At 72.9% G+C, this 16,218-nt stretch carries 16 protein-coding genes; 8 read left to right on the top strand and 8 right to left on the bottom strand.

Annotated features, from left to right (window positions below; translation table 11 throughout):
• Positions 1-172: 172 nt before the first annotated feature.
• Positions 173-523, bottom strand: coding sequence for a chorismate mutase (locus ACFY0K_RS09055; protein WP_390639260.1), 351 nt, complete (start codon positions 521-523; stop codon positions 173-175).
• A gap of 35 nt (positions 524-558) precedes the next feature.
• Positions 559-1,440 carry a helix-turn-helix domain-containing protein gene (locus ACFY0K_RS09050; protein ID WP_390639471.1) on the bottom strand — a complete coding sequence of 294 codons (882 nt, stop codon included), beginning with the start codon at positions 1,438-1,440 and terminating at the stop codon, positions 559-561.
• Between the two features lie 148 nt (positions 1,441-1,588).
• Between ACFY0K_RS09050 and ACFY0K_RS09045 the strand changes: the two genes are divergently transcribed.
• Positions 1,589-3,340: a beta-galactosidase gene (locus ACFY0K_RS09045; protein WP_390639259.1), complete on the top strand. Its 1,752-nt coding sequence runs from the start codon at positions 1,589-1,591 to the stop codon at positions 3,338-3,340.
• A gap of 87 nt (positions 3,341-3,427) precedes the next feature.
• Positions 3,428-4,318, top strand: coding sequence for a hypothetical protein (locus ACFY0K_RS09040; protein ID WP_390639470.1), 891 nt, complete (start codon positions 3,428-3,430; stop codon positions 4,316-4,318).
• A 176-nt stretch (positions 4,319-4,494) separates the two neighbouring features.
• On the opposite strand, the gene ACFY0K_RS09035 is transcribed toward ACFY0K_RS09040, so the two are convergent.
• Positions 4,495-5,400, bottom strand: a complete 906-nt coding sequence (locus tag ACFY0K_RS09035) for an SDR family oxidoreductase (protein ID WP_390639258.1) — start codon at positions 5,398-5,400, stop codon at positions 4,495-4,497.
• A 1-nt stretch (position 5,401) separates the two neighbouring features.
• The gene (locus tag ACFY0K_RS09030) at positions 5,402-6,160 is read right to left on the bottom strand and encodes an SDR family oxidoreductase (protein ID WP_390639257.1); all 759 of its coding nucleotides are present in this window, start codon (positions 6,158-6,160) and stop codon (positions 5,402-5,404) included.
• 101 nt (positions 6,161-6,261) lie between these two features.
• On the opposite strand from ACFY0K_RS09030, the gene ACFY0K_RS09025 reads away from it, so the two are divergent.
• Genes ACFY0K_RS09025 through ACFY0K_RS09010 form a run of 4 tightly spaced genes read left to right on the top strand, consistent with a single transcriptional unit; the run spans position 6,262 to position 9,665 of the window.
• On the top strand, positions 6,262-7,014 hold the full coding sequence (locus ACFY0K_RS09025; RefSeq protein WP_390639256.1) for an enoyl-CoA hydratase family protein: 753 nt from the start codon (positions 6,262-6,264) through the stop codon (positions 7,012-7,014).
• Entirely contained in the window at positions 7,007-7,855 is an 849-nt protein-coding gene (locus ACFY0K_RS09020; RefSeq protein ID WP_390639255.1) for a CoA transferase subunit A, read from the top strand. The genes ACFY0K_RS09025 and ACFY0K_RS09020 overlap by 8 nt, the downstream gene beginning before the upstream one ends.
• Positions 7,852-8,616 (top strand): CoA-transferase subunit beta, encoded by a 765-nt coding sequence (locus tag ACFY0K_RS09015; protein WP_390639254.1) that lies wholly within the window; start codon positions 7,852-7,854, stop codon positions 8,614-8,616. The genes ACFY0K_RS09020 and ACFY0K_RS09015 overlap by 4 nt, the downstream gene beginning before the upstream one ends.
• The gene (locus ACFY0K_RS09010) at positions 8,616-9,665 is read left to right on the top strand and encodes an NAD(P)H-dependent flavin oxidoreductase (RefSeq protein ID WP_390639253.1); all 1,050 of its coding nucleotides are present in this window, start codon (positions 8,616-8,618) and stop codon (positions 9,663-9,665) included. The genes ACFY0K_RS09015 and ACFY0K_RS09010 overlap by 1 nt, the downstream gene beginning before the upstream one ends.
• Positions 9,666-9,669: 4 nt before the next feature.
• Here the strand turns inward: ACFY0K_RS09010 and ACFY0K_RS09005 are convergent, their stop codons facing one another.
• From ACFY0K_RS09005 to ACFY0K_RS08995, 3 genes are read right to left on the bottom strand one after another with little or no spacing between them, the layout of a single operon-like run.
• Positions 9,670-10,827, bottom strand: coding sequence for an acetyl-CoA C-acetyltransferase (locus ACFY0K_RS09005; protein WP_390639252.1), 1,158 nt, complete (start codon positions 10,825-10,827; stop codon positions 9,670-9,672).
• A gap of 46 nt (positions 10,828-10,873) precedes the next feature.
• Positions 10,874-11,485 carry a TetR/AcrR family transcriptional regulator gene (locus tag ACFY0K_RS09000; RefSeq protein ID WP_382732666.1) on the bottom strand — a complete coding sequence of 204 codons (612 nt, stop codon included), beginning with the start codon at positions 11,483-11,485 and terminating at the stop codon, positions 10,874-10,876.
• Between the two features lie 15 nt (positions 11,486-11,500).
• Complete coding sequence (locus ACFY0K_RS08995) at positions 11,501-12,289, bottom strand: SDR family oxidoreductase (RefSeq protein WP_390639251.1); 789 nt, start codon at positions 12,287-12,289, stop codon at positions 11,501-11,503.
• Between the two features lie 53 nt (positions 12,290-12,342).
• On the opposite strand from ACFY0K_RS08995, the gene ACFY0K_RS08990 reads away from it, so the two are divergent.
• Both ACFY0K_RS08990 and ACFY0K_RS08985 read left to right on the top strand, forming a co-directional pair.
• Positions 12,343-13,482: an acyl-CoA dehydrogenase family protein gene (locus tag ACFY0K_RS08990; RefSeq protein ID WP_390639469.1), complete on the top strand. Its 1,140-nt coding sequence runs from the start codon at positions 12,343-12,345 to the stop codon at positions 13,480-13,482.
• A gap of 1 nt (position 13,483) precedes the next feature.
• Positions 13,484-14,443, top strand: a complete 960-nt coding sequence (locus ACFY0K_RS08985; RefSeq protein WP_390639250.1) for an acyl-CoA dehydrogenase family protein — start codon at positions 13,484-13,486, stop codon at positions 14,441-14,443.
• 56 nt (positions 14,444-14,499) lie between these two features.
• Here ACFY0K_RS08985 and ACFY0K_RS08980 read toward each other — a convergent pair whose 3' ends face one another.
• Complete coding sequence (locus tag ACFY0K_RS08980) at positions 14,500-16,158, bottom strand: cytochrome bc complex cytochrome b subunit (RefSeq protein ID WP_390639249.1); 1,659 nt, start codon at positions 16,156-16,158, stop codon at positions 14,500-14,502.
• Between the last annotated feature and the right edge of the window lie 60 nt (positions 16,159-16,218).

Genomic DNA, 16,218 nt, shown 5'->3' with positions numbered 1-16,218 from the left:
GCGCTGCTGGGCGCGCCCCGGCGCCTGGAGCGCCTGTTCGAACGCCTCGTCACCGCACGGGGGCCGCCCTGCGGTGCTCGCGACCGCACGGGGTGCCCTGCGGTGCTCGCGACCGCACGGGGTCGCCCCGCGGTGCCGGACGCTCGTCGAGGCGTGCGCCGGGTGCCCCGGATCAGTGCCCGGCGGTCTCCTGGCCGTTCACCGTGTCCTCGGCGATGGACTCGTGGTGCCTGATCACCTCGGCGATGATGAAGTTCAGGAACTTCTCGGCGAAGGCGGGGTCGAGCTTGGCGTTCTCGGCGAGGGCTCGCAGCCGGGCGATCTGCCGGGCCTCGCGGGCCGGATCGGCCGGGGGCAGCCGGTGGACCGCCTTGAGGTGGCCGACCTGCTGGGTGGCCTTGAAGCGCTCGGCGAGCATGTGGACGACGGCCGCGTCGATGTTGTCGATGCTGTCGCGCAGCCGGCCGAGTTCCTCGCGGACGGCGGGGTCGGCGTCACCGGTACCGGTGTTGCTGGTGGTCATGGGCGTCAACCCTAAAGGGGGCGGCGGGGTGATCCCTAAGGGCCGTCGGCGGGTTCGGCCACCGGCGGACCCGGTTCGCCGTCCTCCTGGAGGCCCTCGTGCCAGTCGTCGGGCACGGCTCGGCCCTGCTGGGCGCGGAAGCGCACCGGGGCGGTGCCGACCCGGCGGGTGAACAGGCGGGAGAAGTAGGCCGGGTCGTCGTAGCCGACGCGGCGGGCGACGGCCGCGACGGAGAGTCCGGTGGTGGCAAGGAGTTCCTGGGCGCGGCCCAGGCGGATGCCGATCAGGTAGTCCTTGGGGCTGCACCCGGCGACTCGGCGGACGGCGGTGCGCAGCTCGGCCGGGGTCATGCCGTGCCGGGCCGCGTGGTCGGCGACGGTCATCCCGGTGCAGGCGTCCCGGGCGAGCGCGTGCAGCATCGGGTCGCCGTCGGGGGCGAGGTCGGCACGGGCGCGTCGCAGGGCGACCAGGAGTTCGTGCACGGCGGCGCCGGTCTCGACCTCCAGGAGGGGGTTGCCACGGCGGGCGGCACGGGCGATCCGGGCGATGACGTCCCGGGGTCCGGTGGCGTCCGCGAGCGGGACCACGGGCCGCTCGGGCTCGATGTAGCCGAGTTCCGTGTAGGTCGCGGTGTCGGGTCCGGCGAAGGTCACGAACGCCTCGTCCCAGCCGCTGTCCGGATCGGGGCCGTAGTGGTGCGGGACGCCGGGCGTGAGCCACACCAGCGCGGGCGCGGTGACGGCGGTGCGGCGTCCGTCGGGCGTCCGGTACCAGCCCCGGCCCGAGCTGATCACCACGGCGACGTGCCCGTCCAGCACGCGCGGGCCGACGGCGGGCACGGCACCGTACTGGAGGCCGACACCGAGGCAGACCAGGCCGAGGCGGTGGTGGACGGCGCCGGGCGTGAAGAACCGCATCCAGGTGCGGAAGACCGGCGCTCCCTGCGGCACTGCGCGCCCCTTCCGTGCGTCTCTTCCGTACGACTCTTCCGCGCGTTTCTTCCGTCCAAGTGCTGCTGATCTTTGTCCATGGTCTCGGCGCGCGCCAGCAGGCCAAGGTGAGCGTATGAGCGACTTCACGGTGGGCGAAACGGATTTCCTGCTGGACGGCCGGCCGGTACGGCTGCTGTCCGGCGCGCTGCACTACTTCCGGGTGCACGAGGACCAGTGGGGCCACCGGCTGGCGCTGCTGCGCGCCATGGGACTGAACTGCGTGGAGACGTACGTCCCCTGGAACCTGCACGAGCCGCGCCCCGGCGGCTTCCGCGACGTCGAGGCCCTCGGCCGCTTCCTGGACGCGGCGCGGGCGGCGGGCCTGTGGGCGATCGTGCGGCCGGGTCCCTACATCTGCGCGGAGTGGGAGAACGGCGGACTGCCGCACTGGGTGACGGGCGGGCTGGGCGCGTCGGCACGCACGCGTGACGAGCGTTTCCTCCGGTACACGGACCGCTGGTTCCGCCGCCTGCTGCCCGAGGTCGTGTCCCGGCAACTGGACCGGGGCGGCCCGGTGATCATGGTGCAGGTCGAGAACGAGTACGGCAGCTACGGCTCCGACGCCGTCTACCTGGCCCACCTCACCGACCTGCTGCGCACCGAGGGCGTCACGGTGCCGCTGGTCACCTCGGACGGCCCCGAGGACCACATGCTCACCGGCGGCTCGGTCCCCGGGCTGCTCGCGACGGTGAACTTCGGCTCGCACGCGCGCGAGGCCTTCGCGACCCTGCGCCGCCACCAGCCGCAGGGCCCGCTGATGTGCATGGAGTTCTGGTGCGGTTGGTTCGACCACTGGGGCGGCGAGCACGTCGTACGGGACGCCGAGGACGCGGCGGCGGCGCTGCGGGAGATCCTGGAGTGCGGGGCGTCGGTCAACGTCTACATGGCGCACGGCGGCACCAACTTCGCCGGCTGGGCGGGCGCCAACCGGCCCGGCGGCGAGCTGCACGAGGGCCCGCTGGAGGCGGACGTGACGTCGTACGACTACGACGCCCCGATCGACGAGTACGGCCGCCCCACGGAGAAGTTCTGGCGCTTCCGCGAGGTCCTCGCCGCCTACCACGACGGCCCGCTGCCCGAACCGCCCCCGGCCCCGGCCCCGCTGGCCTCCCCGGCGGACGCGGAGGTGACCGGCTGGGCCCCCCTCACCGTCGTCCTGGAGACCCTCGGCACCCCCGAACGCGTCCACCCGGTCCCGCCCACCTTCGAGGAGCTGGACATCGCCCGGGGCCTGGTCCGCTACGAGGTGGACGTACCGGGCCCGCGGCAGCCGTACCCGCTCACCGTGCGGGGCCTGCGCGACCTGGCGGTCGTGTACGTCGACGGCGAACGGGCCGGGATCCTCACCGAGGAGGAACCCCAGCTCAAGAAGCCGGTCGCCGGGCCCGCGCGCGTGGAGCTCTGGGTGGAGTCCCTGGGCCGCGTCAACTACGGCCCCCGTTCGGGCGAGCCGAAGGGCATCACCGGGGGCCTCCTGCACGAGCGCCAGTTCCTGCACGGGGTACGCGCGCGCGGACTCGACCTGGACGCGTTCGAGGCGGGCGTGGACGAGGTGCCTTGCGGCCCGCTCCCGCGGGAGGGTGCGCCGGGTCTGTACCGGGGCACGGTGACGGTGCACGGGGCCGGTGACGCCCGCCTGGAACTGCCCGGCTGGACCCGGGGCTTCGTCTGGATCAACGGCTTCAACCTGGGCCGCTACTGGTCGACGGGCCCGCAGCACTCCCTGTACGTCCCCGGCCCGATCCTGAAGGATGGCGAGAACGAGCTCTGGGTCCTGGAGCTCCAGGGGACCGACCGGGGAGCGGCACGCATCGCGCCCCTTTAGGGGCCCGGGGATCCCCCCCGAATCTCCCCGTCCCCCGCATACTGGGAAGGAAGCTCAGCTCCAGCGGCGTCCATGGGGGTAGGCGACGTGGCGAACGGCGGCCCGGTAGAACACGGCTACCCGCACCTGGACACCGTGCGGGCCGCCATCACGGCCTTGTACCGACGGCTGTCGTACGACACCGTCCAGACCTTCGACGCCAGCGTCCTCCCCGCCGACGTCGCGTTCTGCGACACCGACGACCTCCACCTCGGCGCGCAGCGCGTCGCCCACGAGATCGTCCGGCACTTCCGCCTGCCCGACGCCCGCATGATCGTCGGCTTCAAGGACATGACCCACGCGGCGAACGTCGAACTCACCGCGGGCCCCGAGTACTTCGTCGAGCTGAACGACCGGTTCCGCACCCACCGCAGGGACATCGGCGCGGCCCTCGCCCACGAGGTGATGCACGTCTACCTGCACCGCCTGGACCTGTCCTTCCCGAGCGTCCGGGAGAACGAGATCCTCACCGACACGGCGACCACCTACCTGGGGGCCGGCTGGCTGCTCCTGGACGCCTACCGGGAGCACGGCGAGGCGTCCCAGAAGCTCGGTTACCTCACCCCTGAGGAGTTCGGCTACGTGCTGGCCAAGCGGGCCCTCGTCTTTCACGAGGACCCGTCGGTGTGGTTCACCAGCCCGCAGGCCTACACGGCGTACCAGAAGGGCATGGCGAGGGCCCGCCAGGACGGGGAGCAGCCGCCGCTCAGCGCGGCCGGGTGGGCGGGCCGCCGCCGCTACGCCCGGGACCGCCGCCACGCCCCCGCCGCGCCGCCCTCGCAGCCCGGCACCTCCTACGCCTTCACCCCCGACAGCGGCGGCCGGCTCCGAGTCTCGTTCCCGTGCCCGACCTGCCACCAGCGGATCCGGGTGCCGGTCCGGGGCCGGGTCCGGGCCCGGTGCTCGCTGTGCCGGACGGTGCTGGAGTGCGACACGTAGGCCACCCGGCGGGTCGGCCGACGCCCGGTAAGGGGCGCGGGGCACTGCGCGACCAGCCACGACGGCTGCAGTCCGCAGTCAGGGCGGCAGTCGGCAGTCGGCAGTCAGGGCGGCAGTCGGCAGTCGGCACATCGCAACAGTTTCCGGCGGGCCGCTCACGTCCCGCCCCCCGGGTCTCACGCCCCGTACACCGCTCCCGGCGGCTCGGCCTCGGCCAGCAGTTTCAGCGTCGCCTCCCCTGCCTCCGCCGGGGTCCAACGGGCCCCCTTGTCGGCGGTCGGACCGGGCCGCCACCCCTCCATGACGGTGATCCGGCCGCCCTCCGCCTCGAACACCCGCCCGGTGACGCCGGCGCTCGCGGCGGAACCCAGCCAGACCACGAGCGGGGCGACGTTCCCGGGGGCCATGGCGTCGAAGCCGGCGCCGGGGGCGGCCATGGCCGCGGCGAAGGCGCGCTCGGTCATCCGGGTACGGGCGGCCGGGGCTACGGCGTTTACCTGGACGCCGTAGCGGGCCAGTTCTGCCGCCGCGACCAGGGTGAGACCGACGATGCCGGCCTTGGCGGCGCTGTAGTTGCCCTGCCCGACCGAGCCCAGCAGGCCCGCGCCGCTGCTGGTGTTGACGATGCGGGCCACCGGGGTGCGGCCCGCCCTGGCCTCGGCCCGCCAGTGCGCGGCCGCGTGCCGCAGCGGCAGGAAGTGGCCCTTGAGGTGCACCCGCATGACCGCGTCCCAGTCGTCCTCGGCGAGGTTGACGAGCATGCGGTCGCGCAGGAAACCGGCGTTGTTGACGAGGGTGTCGAGGCGGCCGTACGCGTCCAGGGCCGCCGCCACCAGCGACTTCGCGCCGGCGTCCGTCGCGATGTCCCCGCCGTGCGCCACCGCCTCGCCGCCCGCCGCCCGGATCTCGTCCACGACGGCCGCGGCCGGGCTGTCGTGCCCCGGCCCGCCGTCGAGGCCGACGCCGAGGTCGTTGACCACGACCCGGGCGCCCTCGGCGGCGAACGCGAGCGCGTGGGCCCGGCCGAGCCCGCGCCCGGCGCCGGTCACGACGACGACCCGGCCTGCGCAGATTCCGCTCATCTCAGTCCTCCCGGTCGGACGGCTTGTCGGCAGTTGCGGCGTCGAGGAAGGCGGGCCGCTCGCCGCCCCCGTGCACGAGCAGGCTCGCCCCGCTGATGTAGGCGGCCGCGCCGGAGGCGAGGAAGACGGCGGCGGCGGCGACGTCGGAGGGGGCGGCGAGGCGGCCGAGCGGGACGGTGCGGGAGACGGCGTCCACGCCGTCCGGGCCGCCGTAGTGGAGGCCGGCCAGTTCGGTGCGGACCATGCCGACCACCAGGGTGTTGACCCGGACCTCCGGCGCCCATTCCACCGCCATGGACCGGGCGAGGTTCTCCAGCCCCGCCTTCGCCGCGCCGTAGGCGGCGGAGCCCGGCGAGGGCCGGCCGCCGCTGACGCTGCCGATCATCACCACCGCCCCGCGGACCCGCCGCAGGTGCTCGTACGCGGCGAGGGAGGCGGTCAGCGGGGTGAGGAGGTTCAGCTCGATCACCCGGGCGTGCCGTTCGGCGTCCGCGTCGGCGAGCAGCCGGTAGGGGGTGCCGCCCGCGTTGTTGACGAGCACGTCGACGCGGGGCAGGGCGTCGAAGAACGCGCGCACGGCGGGCGGGTCGCGCAGGTCGAGAGGGGCGAACTCGACGCCTGTGAGGGGCTGTTCGGGCGGCCGGCGGGCACAGGCCAGGACGTGGGCGCCGGTCTCGGCGAAGGCTTGGGCGATGCCGGCGCCGACCCCCCTGGTACCGCCGGTGACGACGACCGTCCTGCCGCTCGGCGAGTTATCCACAGGGCCTCCCGCTCGTCCGCACCGGCTGCTAGCTTCGAAGCCTCACACCTAACAAATGTTTGGTGGAAAGGCAGCTGAGTGCGAAGGTAGCTGATGCGTCCATGGGTGTCTCCACCTCGTCCCCGGAAAAGGGCATCGCGCTCGTCACGGTCGACCACCCCCCGGTGAACGCGCTGCCGGTGCGGGGCTGGTTCGCGCTGGCGGACGCGGTGCGCGCGGCGGGCCGCGATCCGGGGACCCGTTGTGTCGTGCTGACGGCGCGGGGCCGGGGCTTCAACGCGGGCGTGGACATCAAGGAGATACAGGCGGGCGGGGACGAGGCACTGCTCGGCGCCAACCGGGGCTGTGCGGAGGCCTTCGCGGCGGTGTACGAGTGCGAGACCCCGGTGGTGGCCGCGGTGCACGGCTTCTGCCTGGGCGGCGGGATAGGGCTGGTGGGCAACGCGGACGCGATCGTGGCGAGCGAGGACGCCGTGTTCGGGCTGCCGGAGCTGGACCGGGGCGCCCTGGGCGCGGCCACCCACCTGGCCCGCCTCGTCCCGCCGCATCTGATGCGGACGCTGTACTACACCTCGCGCACGGCGACCGCGGCCGATCTGCACGCGCACGGCTCGGTGTGGCGGGTCGTGCCCCCCGAGGAACTGGACTCCGCGGCACTGGAGCTGGCGCGGGAGATAGCCGCCAAGGACGGCCGGCTGCTGCGCCTGGCCAAGGCCGCCATCAACGGCATCGACCCCGTCGACGTGCGGCGCAGCTACCGCTTCGAACAGGGCTTCACCTTCGAGGCCGCCCTCAGCGGGGTGGCCGACCGGGTGCGCGACACCTTCGGGAAGGAGGGTGCGGGCAGTGACTGACAAGACGATGACCGCCGACGAGGCCGTCGCCCGGCTGACCAGCGGCATGACCCTCGGCATCGGCGGCTGGGGTTCCCGGCGCAAGCCGATGTCGCTGGTCAGAGCGGTGCTCCGGAGCGGCATCGACGATCTGACGCTGGTCTCTTACGGCGGCCCGGACGTCGGGATGCTGGTCGCGGCCGGCCGCGTGCGCAAGCTGGTGACGGCCTTCGTCACCCTCGACTCCGTCCCGCTCGAACCGCACTACCGCGCGGCTCGCGAGCGGGGGGCGTTCGAGCTCATGGAGGTCGACGAGGGCATGTTCATGTGGGGCCTGCACGCGGCCGCCAACCGGCTGCCCTTCCTGCCGGTGCGCGCCGGGATCGGCTCGGACGTCCCGCGGGTCAACCCCGGCTTACGGACCGTCACCTCGCCGTACGACGACGGGGAGACGTTCGTGGCGATGCCCGCCCTGCGCCTCGACGCGGCCCTGGTCCACGTCAACCGTGCCGACCGGCTGGGCAACGGGCAGTACCTGGGCCCGGACCCGTACTTCGACGACCTGTTCTGCGAGGCGGCGGACGCGGCCTACGTCTCCTGCGAACGGATCGTGGACACGGCCGAGCTGACGAAGGAGGCGGCCCCGCAGTCGCTGCTCGTCAAGCGGCTGAACGTGACGGGGGTGGTGGAAGCGCCGGGCGGCGCACACTTCACGTCCTGCGCGCCCGACTACGGCCGGGACGAGGCGTTCCAGCGGCTGTACGCGACGACGTCCTGGGCGGAGTTCTCCGGGCGCTTCCTGGCCGGGGACGAGCAGGCGTACCGGACGGCGGTGCGCAACTGGCAGGAGGGACAGGGATGACGGAGGTGACAGGGGCGACGGACGCACCGCGCACGGAGGTGCTGCGCTCCGAGTACTGCGTCATCGCCTGCGCCGAGGCCTGGCGCGGCTGCGGCGAGATCCTGGCGAGCCCGATGGGCCTGATCCCCTTCCTGGGCGCCCGCCTGGCCCGGCTGACCTTCGCGCCGGACCTGCTGCTGACCGACGGCGAGGCCCTGCTGGTCCGCCCGGACGGGACGCCCGAGGGCTGGCTGCCCTACCGGCAGCATCTCGCCCTGGTCTCCGGCGGCCGCCGGCACGTGATGATGGGCGCGAGCCAGCTCGACCGGTACGGCAACCAGAACATCTCCTGCATCGGCGACTGGTCCCGGCCCCGCCGCCAGCTGCTGGGGGTGCGCGGAGCGCCGCTCAACACCCTCAACAACCCGACGAGCTACTGGGTCCCGAAGCACTCCCGGCGGGTGTTCGTGGCGAAGGTCGACATGGTGTGCGGGGTGGGGTACGACAGGGTCGCCGCGCATCCGGGCACGGAGCGCTTCCACCGCATTCCGCGAGTCGTCACCGACCTGGGCGTCCTCGACTTCGAGACCCCGGACCGCTCGATGCGGCTGGCCGCGCTGCATCCGGGGGTGAGTGTCGAACAGGTCCGGGAGGCGACCGACTTCGAGCTGGCCGTCCCGGACGAGGTGCCGTGCACCCGGGAACCGGACGCGGAGGAGCTGCGGCTGATCCGCGAGGTGCTGGATCCGGCAGGCGCGCGGACGAAGGAGGTCGCCGGCTGATGGAGACGGCACTGACCCGGCTGGCCGGGGTCCGGCATCCGATCGTGCAGACGGGGATGGGCTGGGTGGCGGGCCCCCGCCTGGTCTCGGCGACGGCCGCTGCCGGGGCCCTCGGCATCCTGGCCTCCGCCACGATGACCCTCGACCAGCTGCGGGCGGCGATCGCCGAGGTGCGGTGCCGTACGGACGCACCGTTCGGGGTGAACCTGCGGGCGGACGCGGCCGACGCCGGCGACCGGGTCCGGCTGATCATCGACGGGGGTGTGCGGGTGGCGTCCTTCGCGCTCGCCCCCTCCCCCGGGCTGATCGCCGAGCTGAAGGAGGCGGGCGTGGTGGTGATCCCGTCCGTGGGGGCGCGCCGGCACGCCGAGAAGGTGGCGGCGTGGGGCGCGGACGCGGTGATCGTGCAGGGCGGCGAGGGCGGCGGGCACACCGGCGAGGTGGCGACGAGCGTGCTGCTGCCGCAGGTGGTGGACGCGGTGCGGATACCGGTGGTGGCCGCCGGGGGGTTCTTCGACGGCCGGGGGCTGGTGGCGGCGCTGGCGTACGGCGCGGCGGGGGTCGCGATGGGCACCCGGTTCCTGCTCACCTCGGACTCGACGGTGCCGGACGCGGTGAAGGCGCGGTATCTGGCGGCGACGGTCAGGGACGTCACGGTGACCCGGGCGGTGGACGGGCTGCCGCACCGGATGCTGCGGACCGATCTGGTGGCCGCGCTGGAGCGCTCGGGCCGGGCCCGGAGTCTGCTGCACGCGATACGGCGGGCGGCGGGGTTCCGGAAGCTGTCCGGGCTCACCTGGCGGCAGCTGCTGCGGGACGGCCTGGCCCTGCGGCACGGCAAGGAGCTGTCCTGGAGTCAGGTGCTGCTGGCCGCGAACACGCCGATGCTGCTCAGGTCGGCGATGGTGGACGGCCGCACGGATCTCGGCGTGATGGCGTCCGGGCAGGTCGCCGGGGTGATCGACGACCTGCCGTCGTGCGCGGAGCTGGTGGCACGGATCATGGAGGAGGCGGAGGAGACCCGGGACCGGCTCATGGCCCTCAAGTGAGGGTCTACAGCCGCTCGATGATCGTCACGTTCGCCTGTCCCCCGCCCTCGCACATGGTTTGGAGGCCGTACCGGCCGCCGGTGCGCTCCAGTTCGTGCAGGAGGGTGGTCATCAGCTTGACGCCGGTGGCGCCGAGGGGGTGGCCGAGGGCTATCGCGCCGCCGTTGACGTTGACCTTGGCGGGGTCGGCGCCGGTCTCCTTGAGCCAGGCGAGGACGACCGGGGCGAAGGCCTCGTTGATCTCGACGAGGTCGATCGCGTCGATGGTGAGCCCGGTCTTCTTCAGGGCGTGGGCGGTGGCCGGGATCGGCGCGGAGAGCATCCGGATGGGATCCTCGCCGCGGACGGAGAGGTGGTGGACGCGGGCCCGGGGGCGTAACCCGTGTTCGCGGACGGCGCGTTCGGAGGCGAGGAGCAGGGCGGCGGCGCCGTCGGAGACCTGGGAGGAGCAGGCGGCGGTGATGGTGCCGCCGTCGACGACCGGCTTCAGGGCGGCCATCTTCTCCAGGGAGGTGTCGCGGCGCGGGCCCTCGTCCACGGCGACCGGACCGCAGGGCACGATCTCCCGCTCGAAGCGGCCCTCGTCGATGGCGCGCAGTGCCCTGCGGTGGGAGTTCAGGGCGAACTCCTCCTGGTCCCGGCGGCTGACGCCCCACTTGGCGGCGATCATCTCGGCACCGGCGAACTGGTTGACGGGCTGCCTGCCGTACCGGGCCCGCCAGCCCTCGCTGCCCAGGAAGGGGCCCTCGGTCAGCCCCAGCGGCTCGGCGGCCTGGCGGGAGGCGAAGGCGATGGGGATCTGCGACATGTTCTGGACGCCGCCGGCGACCACCAGGTCCTGGGTGCCGGAGAGGACGGCCTGTGCGGCGAAGTGCACGGCCTGCTGCGAGGAGCCGCACTGGCGGTCGACGGTGACGCCCGGCACCTCCTCGGGCAGCCCGGCCGCCAGCCAGCAGGTCCGGGCGATGTCACCGGCCTGCGGCCCCACCGCGTCGAGGCAGCCGAAGACGACGTCCTCGACGGCGGCCGGGTCCACGCCCGACCGCTCCACCAGGGCGGTCAGCACACGGGCACCCAGATCGGCCGGGTGGACCCCGCTCAGCCCGCCCTTGCGCCGCCCGACCGGCGTGCGCACCGCTTCGACGATGTAGGCCTCGGCCATCTCGGCAACTCCCTCTGCAGAAAGGGGCTTTCAACGAATGGGTGGGCTACTCACGGACGGCGATCCCGTCCAGCACCATCGACAGGTACTGCCGGGCGATCTCCTCCGGGCTGTGCTGTCCGCCGGGCCGGTACCAGGAGGCGGCGACCCACACGGTGTCGCGCACGAACCGGTAGGTGAGGCGGACGTCGAGGTCGGCGCGGAAGACGCGCGCGTCGACCCCCCGCTCCAGCGTCGACAGCCACGCCTTCTCGAACCTGCGCTGCGACTCGGCGAGGAAGCCGAACCGCTCCTGCGCGACCAGCTGCTTGCTCTCCTTCTGGTAGATGGCGACGGCGGCGCGGTGCCGGTCGATCTCCCGGAAGGACTCGGTGACCAGGGCTTCGAGGGTCTCGCGGGGACCGAGCCCGGCACCCAGGACGGTGTCGTAGCCGTCCCAGAGCTCGTCGAGGAAGGTCCGCAGGATCTCCTCCAGCATCGACTCCTTGGAGTCGAAGTGGTAGTAGAGGCTGCCCGCGAGCATGCCCGCGTGGTCCGCGATCTTGCGCACGGTGGTGGCGTTGTAGCCCTGCTCGGCGAAGACCTCGGCGGCGGTCTCGAGGAGTTCGCGGCGCCGGGCGGGGGCGGCGGTCACCTGGGGCTTCTTCTTGGTCGGCACGGGTACATTCTCGTCCTACGGGTGCTGGCTGCTGACGGAGACGACCTCTCCGGTGAGGTAGGAGGAGTAGCCGGACGCCAGAAAGACGATCGCGTTGGCCACCTCCCAGGGTTCGGCGTACCGCCCGAAGGCCTCGCGGGCGGTGAGCTCCTCCAGCAGTTCGGCCGAGGTCACCTTCACCAGGTGCGGATGCATGGCGAGGCTCGGCGCCACCGCGTTGACCCGCACGCCGTACCCGGCGGCCTCGATCGCCGCGCACCGGGTCAGCGCCATCACCCCGGCCTTGGCGGCGGCGTAGTGGGCCTGTCCGGCCTGGGCGCGCCAGCCGACGACGGAGGAGTTGTTGACGATCACCCCGCCCCGCCCGCTCTCGCGGAAGTGCCGCAGGGCGGCGCGCGAGCACCGGAAGGTGCCGTTGAGGGTGACGTCGAGGACCCGCGTCCACTGGTCGTCCGTCATGTCGACGAGGGCCGAAGTGCCGCCGAGACCGGCGTTGTTGACCACGATGTCCAGCCGCCCGTGCTCCCGCACGGCGGTGTCGAAGAGCCCCTGGACCTGGGCCTCGTCGGTCACGTCGCACGGGACCGCGGTCACGGCGCCCGGATGCTCGCCGGCCAGCTCGGCCGCGTGCTCCTTCAGGCGCCGCGCGTGTGCGTCGCTGATCAGCACGCGGGCACCCTCCTCCAGGAAGCGGCGCGCGGTCGCCCCGCCGATCCCCGCCCCGGCCGCGGCGGTGACGACGGCGGTGCGCCCCTTGAGCAGCCCGTGCCCGGGCACGTACTCCGGACTCTCGACGCCTGTCATGAGCCCACGCTAACCTACCAAACACTTGTTAGGGAAGGACGGTGACGGCGACCGTGGACCTGACCCACAGCCCGGCGGACGAGGAGTTCCGCGCCGAGGCCCGCGCCTGGCTGGCGGAGCACGTGCCCGACCCCCCGCTCCCGTCCCTGGAGACCGCCGCGGGCTTCGCCGCGCACCGCGCCTGGGAGGCCGAACTGGCCGCGGACCGCTGGTCGGTGGTGTCCTGGCCCGAGGAGTACGGCGGCCGGGGCGCGGGACTGACGCGGTGGCTGGTCTTCGAGGAGGAGTACTGGGCGGCGGGCGCGCCGGGCCGGGTCGGCCAGAACGGCATCAGCCTGCTCGCACCGACCCTGTTCGACCACGGCACCGAGGAGCAGCGCGCGCGGGTGCTGCCGCCGATGGCCGGCGGGGAGGTGGTCTGGGCGCAGGCGTGGTCCGAGCCCGGGGCGGGTTCCGACCTGGCCTCCCTCACGTCCAGGGCCGCGCGGACGGCCGGCGGCTGGCTGCTGACCGGCCAGAAGACCTGGTCGTCACGGGCGGCCTTCGCCGACCGCGCGTTCGGCCTGTTCCGCAGTGAGCCCCACACGCCGAAACCGCATCAGGGGCTCACCTACCTGATGTTCGACCTGCGCGCGCCCGGGGTGACCGTGCGCCCGATCGGCCGTCTCGACGGGAAGCCGGCGTTCGCGGAGCTGTTCCTGGACGAGGTGTTCGTGCCCGACGAGGACGTGATCGGCGAGCCGGGCCAGGGCTGGCGGATCGCCATGTCGGCCGCGGGGAACGAGCGGGGGCTGACGCTGCGGTCGCCGGGACGGTTCCTGGCCGCCGCCGGCCGGCTGCGGGACCTCTGGCGGGCGCGGGGTGAACCGGAGTCGGCAGCGGCCGGGGTGGCCGACGCCGTCGTCGGCGCCCGCGCGTACCAGCTGTTCACCTACGCGGCGGCCGCCCGCTTCCTGGACGGCGAGTCGCTCGGCCCCGAGTCCAGCCTGAACAAGGTGTTCTGGTCGGAGCTGGACCTGGCGCTGCACGAGACGGCGCTCGACCTGCTGGGCGCGGAGGGCGAACTGGCCGACACACCCTGGTCGGAGGGCTATGTCTTCTCCCTGGCCGGTCCGGTCTACGCGGGCACCAACGAGATCCAGCGCGACATCGTCGCCGAGCGGCTGCTCGGCCTGCCGAAGGGACGCCGCTGACATGCGTTTCCTCCTGGACACCGGGCAGCGGGACTTCGCCGACGCCCTGCGGGCGCTGCTGACGGCCGCGGACACACCGGCGGTGATACGCGACTGGAGCCGCGGCGAGCAGGCGAGCGGGCGGGCGTTGTGGGGCCGTGTCGGCGCGGCCGGGGTGTTCGGGCTCGCGGTGCCGGAGGCGTACGGCGGGGCGGGGCGCCGGGCCGTCGAACTCGCCGTCGCCTTCGTCGAGCTGGGGCGGTTCGCGGTGCCGGGGCCGCTGGCGGAGACGGTGGCGGCGGCGGTGCTGCTCGACGACGGCGCCGGCCTCGCCAAGCGGTTCCTGCCGGGGATCGCGTCGGGCGGGACGCTGGCGACGGTGGCGTTCGAGCAGCACGGCTACGGGTTGGCGCTGGACGGGGACGCGGCCGATGTGCGGCTCGCGGCCGCGCCGGAGGGCCTGCTGTCGTCCTCCGAAGCCGGGGCGGTGCGCCGGTCCCTGGACCCCGCCCGCCGGCTCGCCCCGCTGTTTCCGGTCGGTGAGCTGCTCAGCGCGGAGCCGCCGTGGGCGGAGGCGCTGACCTGGGCCCGGCTGGCCACGGCCGCGCAGGCGCTGGGGGTGGGGCTGGCCCTGCTCGACAGAACGGTGGCGTATGTCAAGCAGCGGACCCAGTTCGGTGTGCCCGTCGGGTCGTTCCAGGCGGTCAGGCACCGGCTGGCCGACGTGAAGATCGCGCTGGAGTTCGCGCGGCCGATGGTCTTCGGGGCGGCGGTCACGATGAGGCCGGCGGATGTGGCGGCGGCCAAGCTGCGCGCGTGCGAGGCGGCGTATGCCGGGGCTCGGGCCGCGCTGCAGCTGCACGGGGCGATCGGTTACACGGCGGAGTACGACCTGTCGTTGTGGGCGACCAAGGCGCGTGCGCTGCGGGGTGCTTGGGGGGCGCCGGATGAGTGTCGGAGGGTGGTTCTGGAGCGTCGTTAGCCGCGGGTTGTGTGTGGCTTGTCGCGCAGTTCCCCGCGCCCCTGAAGGGGCGCGTCTCAGTGCTCCTTGTTCGATAGTTCCCGGTATTCCTGCCTCGTCGGCTTCTTGATGTGGGTGTCCGGGCCGAACATGCCCTTCGACATGCTCGCCCGTACCCGCTGGGCGAGCGTGACCCTGCGTCGTACGCCGTTCGCGTCCTCCAGGGGACCGATCTCGTACGGCGGGTTCTGTTCGTGCTGGGTCAGGACGAACAGGCGGTCCTGGCTGAGGGGTTCGTGGACCTCGATGTACTCGCCGTGCGGAAGCATCTTGATGAGGCCGGTCTCCCTGCCGTGCAGGACCTTGTCACGGTCCCGGCGCTGCAGGCCCAGGCAGATGCGTTTGGTCACGACGAAGGCCAGGACGGGGACGACGAAGACGGAGATCCGGACGAACCAGGTGATCGAGTTGATGGAGAGGTGCAGGTGGGTGGCGACGATGTCGTTGCCGCCGCCGATCAGCAGCACGAAGTACTCGCTGAGCCAGGCCACGCCGAGGGCGGTGCGGACGGGGACGTTGCGCGGGCGGTCGAGGATGTGGTGCTCGCGCTTGTCGCCGGTGATCCACGCCTCGATGAACGGGTAGACGCCGATGGCCAGGAGGAAGAGCGGGAAGAGCGAGAAGGGGATGAGGACGCCCAGTTCCAGGGTGTGGCCCCAGGCGTTGATCTCCCAGCCGGGCATCACGCGGATCAGTCCCTCGGAGAAGCCCAGGTACCAGTCGGGCTGGGCACCCGTGGTCACCAGGTCGGGGCGGTAGGGGCCGAAGGCCCACACCGGGTTGATGGTGGCGATGCCGCCGATGAGCGCGAGGATCCCGAAGACGAGGAAGAAGAAGCCGCCGGCCTTGGCCATGTAGACCGGCAGGAAGGGCATGCCGATGACGCTCTTCTGGTCGCGTCCTGGCCCGGCGTACTGGGTGTGCTTGTGGTAGAAGACCAGGATCAGGTGGGCGACGACCAGTCCCAGCATGATCCCGGGCAGCAGCAGCACGTGGATCGGGAAGAACCGGGAGATGATGTCGTGGCCCGGGAACTCCCCGCCGAACAGGAAGAACGAGATGTACGAGCCGACGATCGGGATCGACAGGATCGCGCCGTCGGCGAACCGGACGCCGGTGCCGGAGAGCAGGTCGTCGGGGAGCGAGTAGCCGGTCAGGCCGGTGAGGATGGCGAGGAACAGCAGGGTCCAGCCGAACAGCCAGTTGACCTCGCGGGGCTTGCGGAAGGCTCCGGTGAAGAACACCCGCATCATGTGGACGACCATGCCGGCCACGAAGACCAGCGCCGCCCAGTGGTGGATCTGCCGGATCAGCAGGCCGCCGCGCACGTCGAAGCTGATGTGCAGCGTCGACTCGTACGCCTTGGTCATGATGATGCCGTTCAGCGGCTGGTAGGTGCCGTGGTAGACGACCTCGGCGCCGCTGGGCTCGAAGAAGAGGGTGAGGTAGATGCCCGTGAGGATCAGGATGAGGAAGCTGTAGAGGCAGACCTCGCCCAGCATGAAGGACCAGTGGTCCGGGAACACCTTGCGCATGTTCGCCTTGGCCAGGGCGTAGATCCCGAGCCGGCCGTCCGCCCAGTCCGCGAGCTTCTCACCCTTGCCGGGCGGTTCCACGCGGTCCGCGGAACTTCCCACCCGTGCCTGTCCGTTCACCGTTCGTGCCGCGTCGTCCATACGTCGCGTCGCCTCCCCGCCGGATCACCCCTCAGGGTGGCACGACGGAGCGCTACAGCC

The organism is Streptomyces sp. NPDC001507 (assembly GCF_042894765.1).
GTDB lineage: Bacteria > Actinomycetota > Actinomycetes > Streptomycetales > Streptomycetaceae > Streptomyces.
Note: the sequence above shows the minus strand (reverse complement) of the source record. Positions and strands in the feature narration are given on the sequence as shown.

Bases quoted from the DNA above. Each gene is read 5' to 3' on its own strand.
- ACFY0K_RS09015 (WP_390639254.1), top strand. From the start codon at position 7,852: ATGACGGAGGTGACAGGGGCGACGGACGCACCGCGCACGGAGGTGCTG.
- ACFY0K_RS09050 (WP_390639471.1), bottom strand. From the start codon at position 1,440: ATGCGGTTCTTCACGCCCGGCGCCGTCCACCACCGCCTCGGCCTGGTC.
- ACFY0K_RS09010 (WP_390639253.1), top strand. From the start codon at position 8,616: ATGGAGACGGCACTGACCCGGCTGGCCGGGGTCCGGCATCCGATCGTG.
- ACFY0K_RS09025 (WP_390639256.1), top strand. From the start codon at position 6,262: ATGGGTGTCTCCACCTCGTCCCCGGAAAAGGGCATCGCGCTCGTCACG.
- ACFY0K_RS09035 (WP_390639258.1), bottom strand. From the start codon at position 5,400: ATGAGCGGAATCTGCGCAGGCCGGGTCGTCGTCGTGACCGGCGCCGGG.
- ACFY0K_RS08995 (WP_390639251.1), bottom strand. From the start codon at position 12,289: ATGACAGGCGTCGAGAGTCCGGAGTACGTGCCCGGGCACGGGCTGCTC.
- ACFY0K_RS09005 (WP_390639252.1), bottom strand. From the start codon at position 10,827: ATGGCCGAGGCCTACATCGTCGAAGCGGTGCGCACGCCGGTCGGGCGG.
- ACFY0K_RS09055 (WP_390639260.1), bottom strand. From the start codon at position 523: ATGACCACCAGCAACACCGGTACCGGTGACGCCGACCCCGCCGTCCGC.
- ACFY0K_RS08980 (WP_390639249.1), bottom strand. From the start codon at position 16,158: ATGGACGACGCGGCACGAACGGTGAACGGACAGGCACGGGTGGGAAGT.
- ACFY0K_RS09045 (WP_390639259.1), top strand. From the start codon at position 1,589: ATGAGCGACTTCACGGTGGGCGAAACGGATTTCCTGCTGGACGGCCGG.
- ACFY0K_RS08985 (WP_390639250.1), top strand. From the start codon at position 13,484: ATGCGTTTCCTCCTGGACACCGGGCAGCGGGACTTCGCCGACGCCCTG.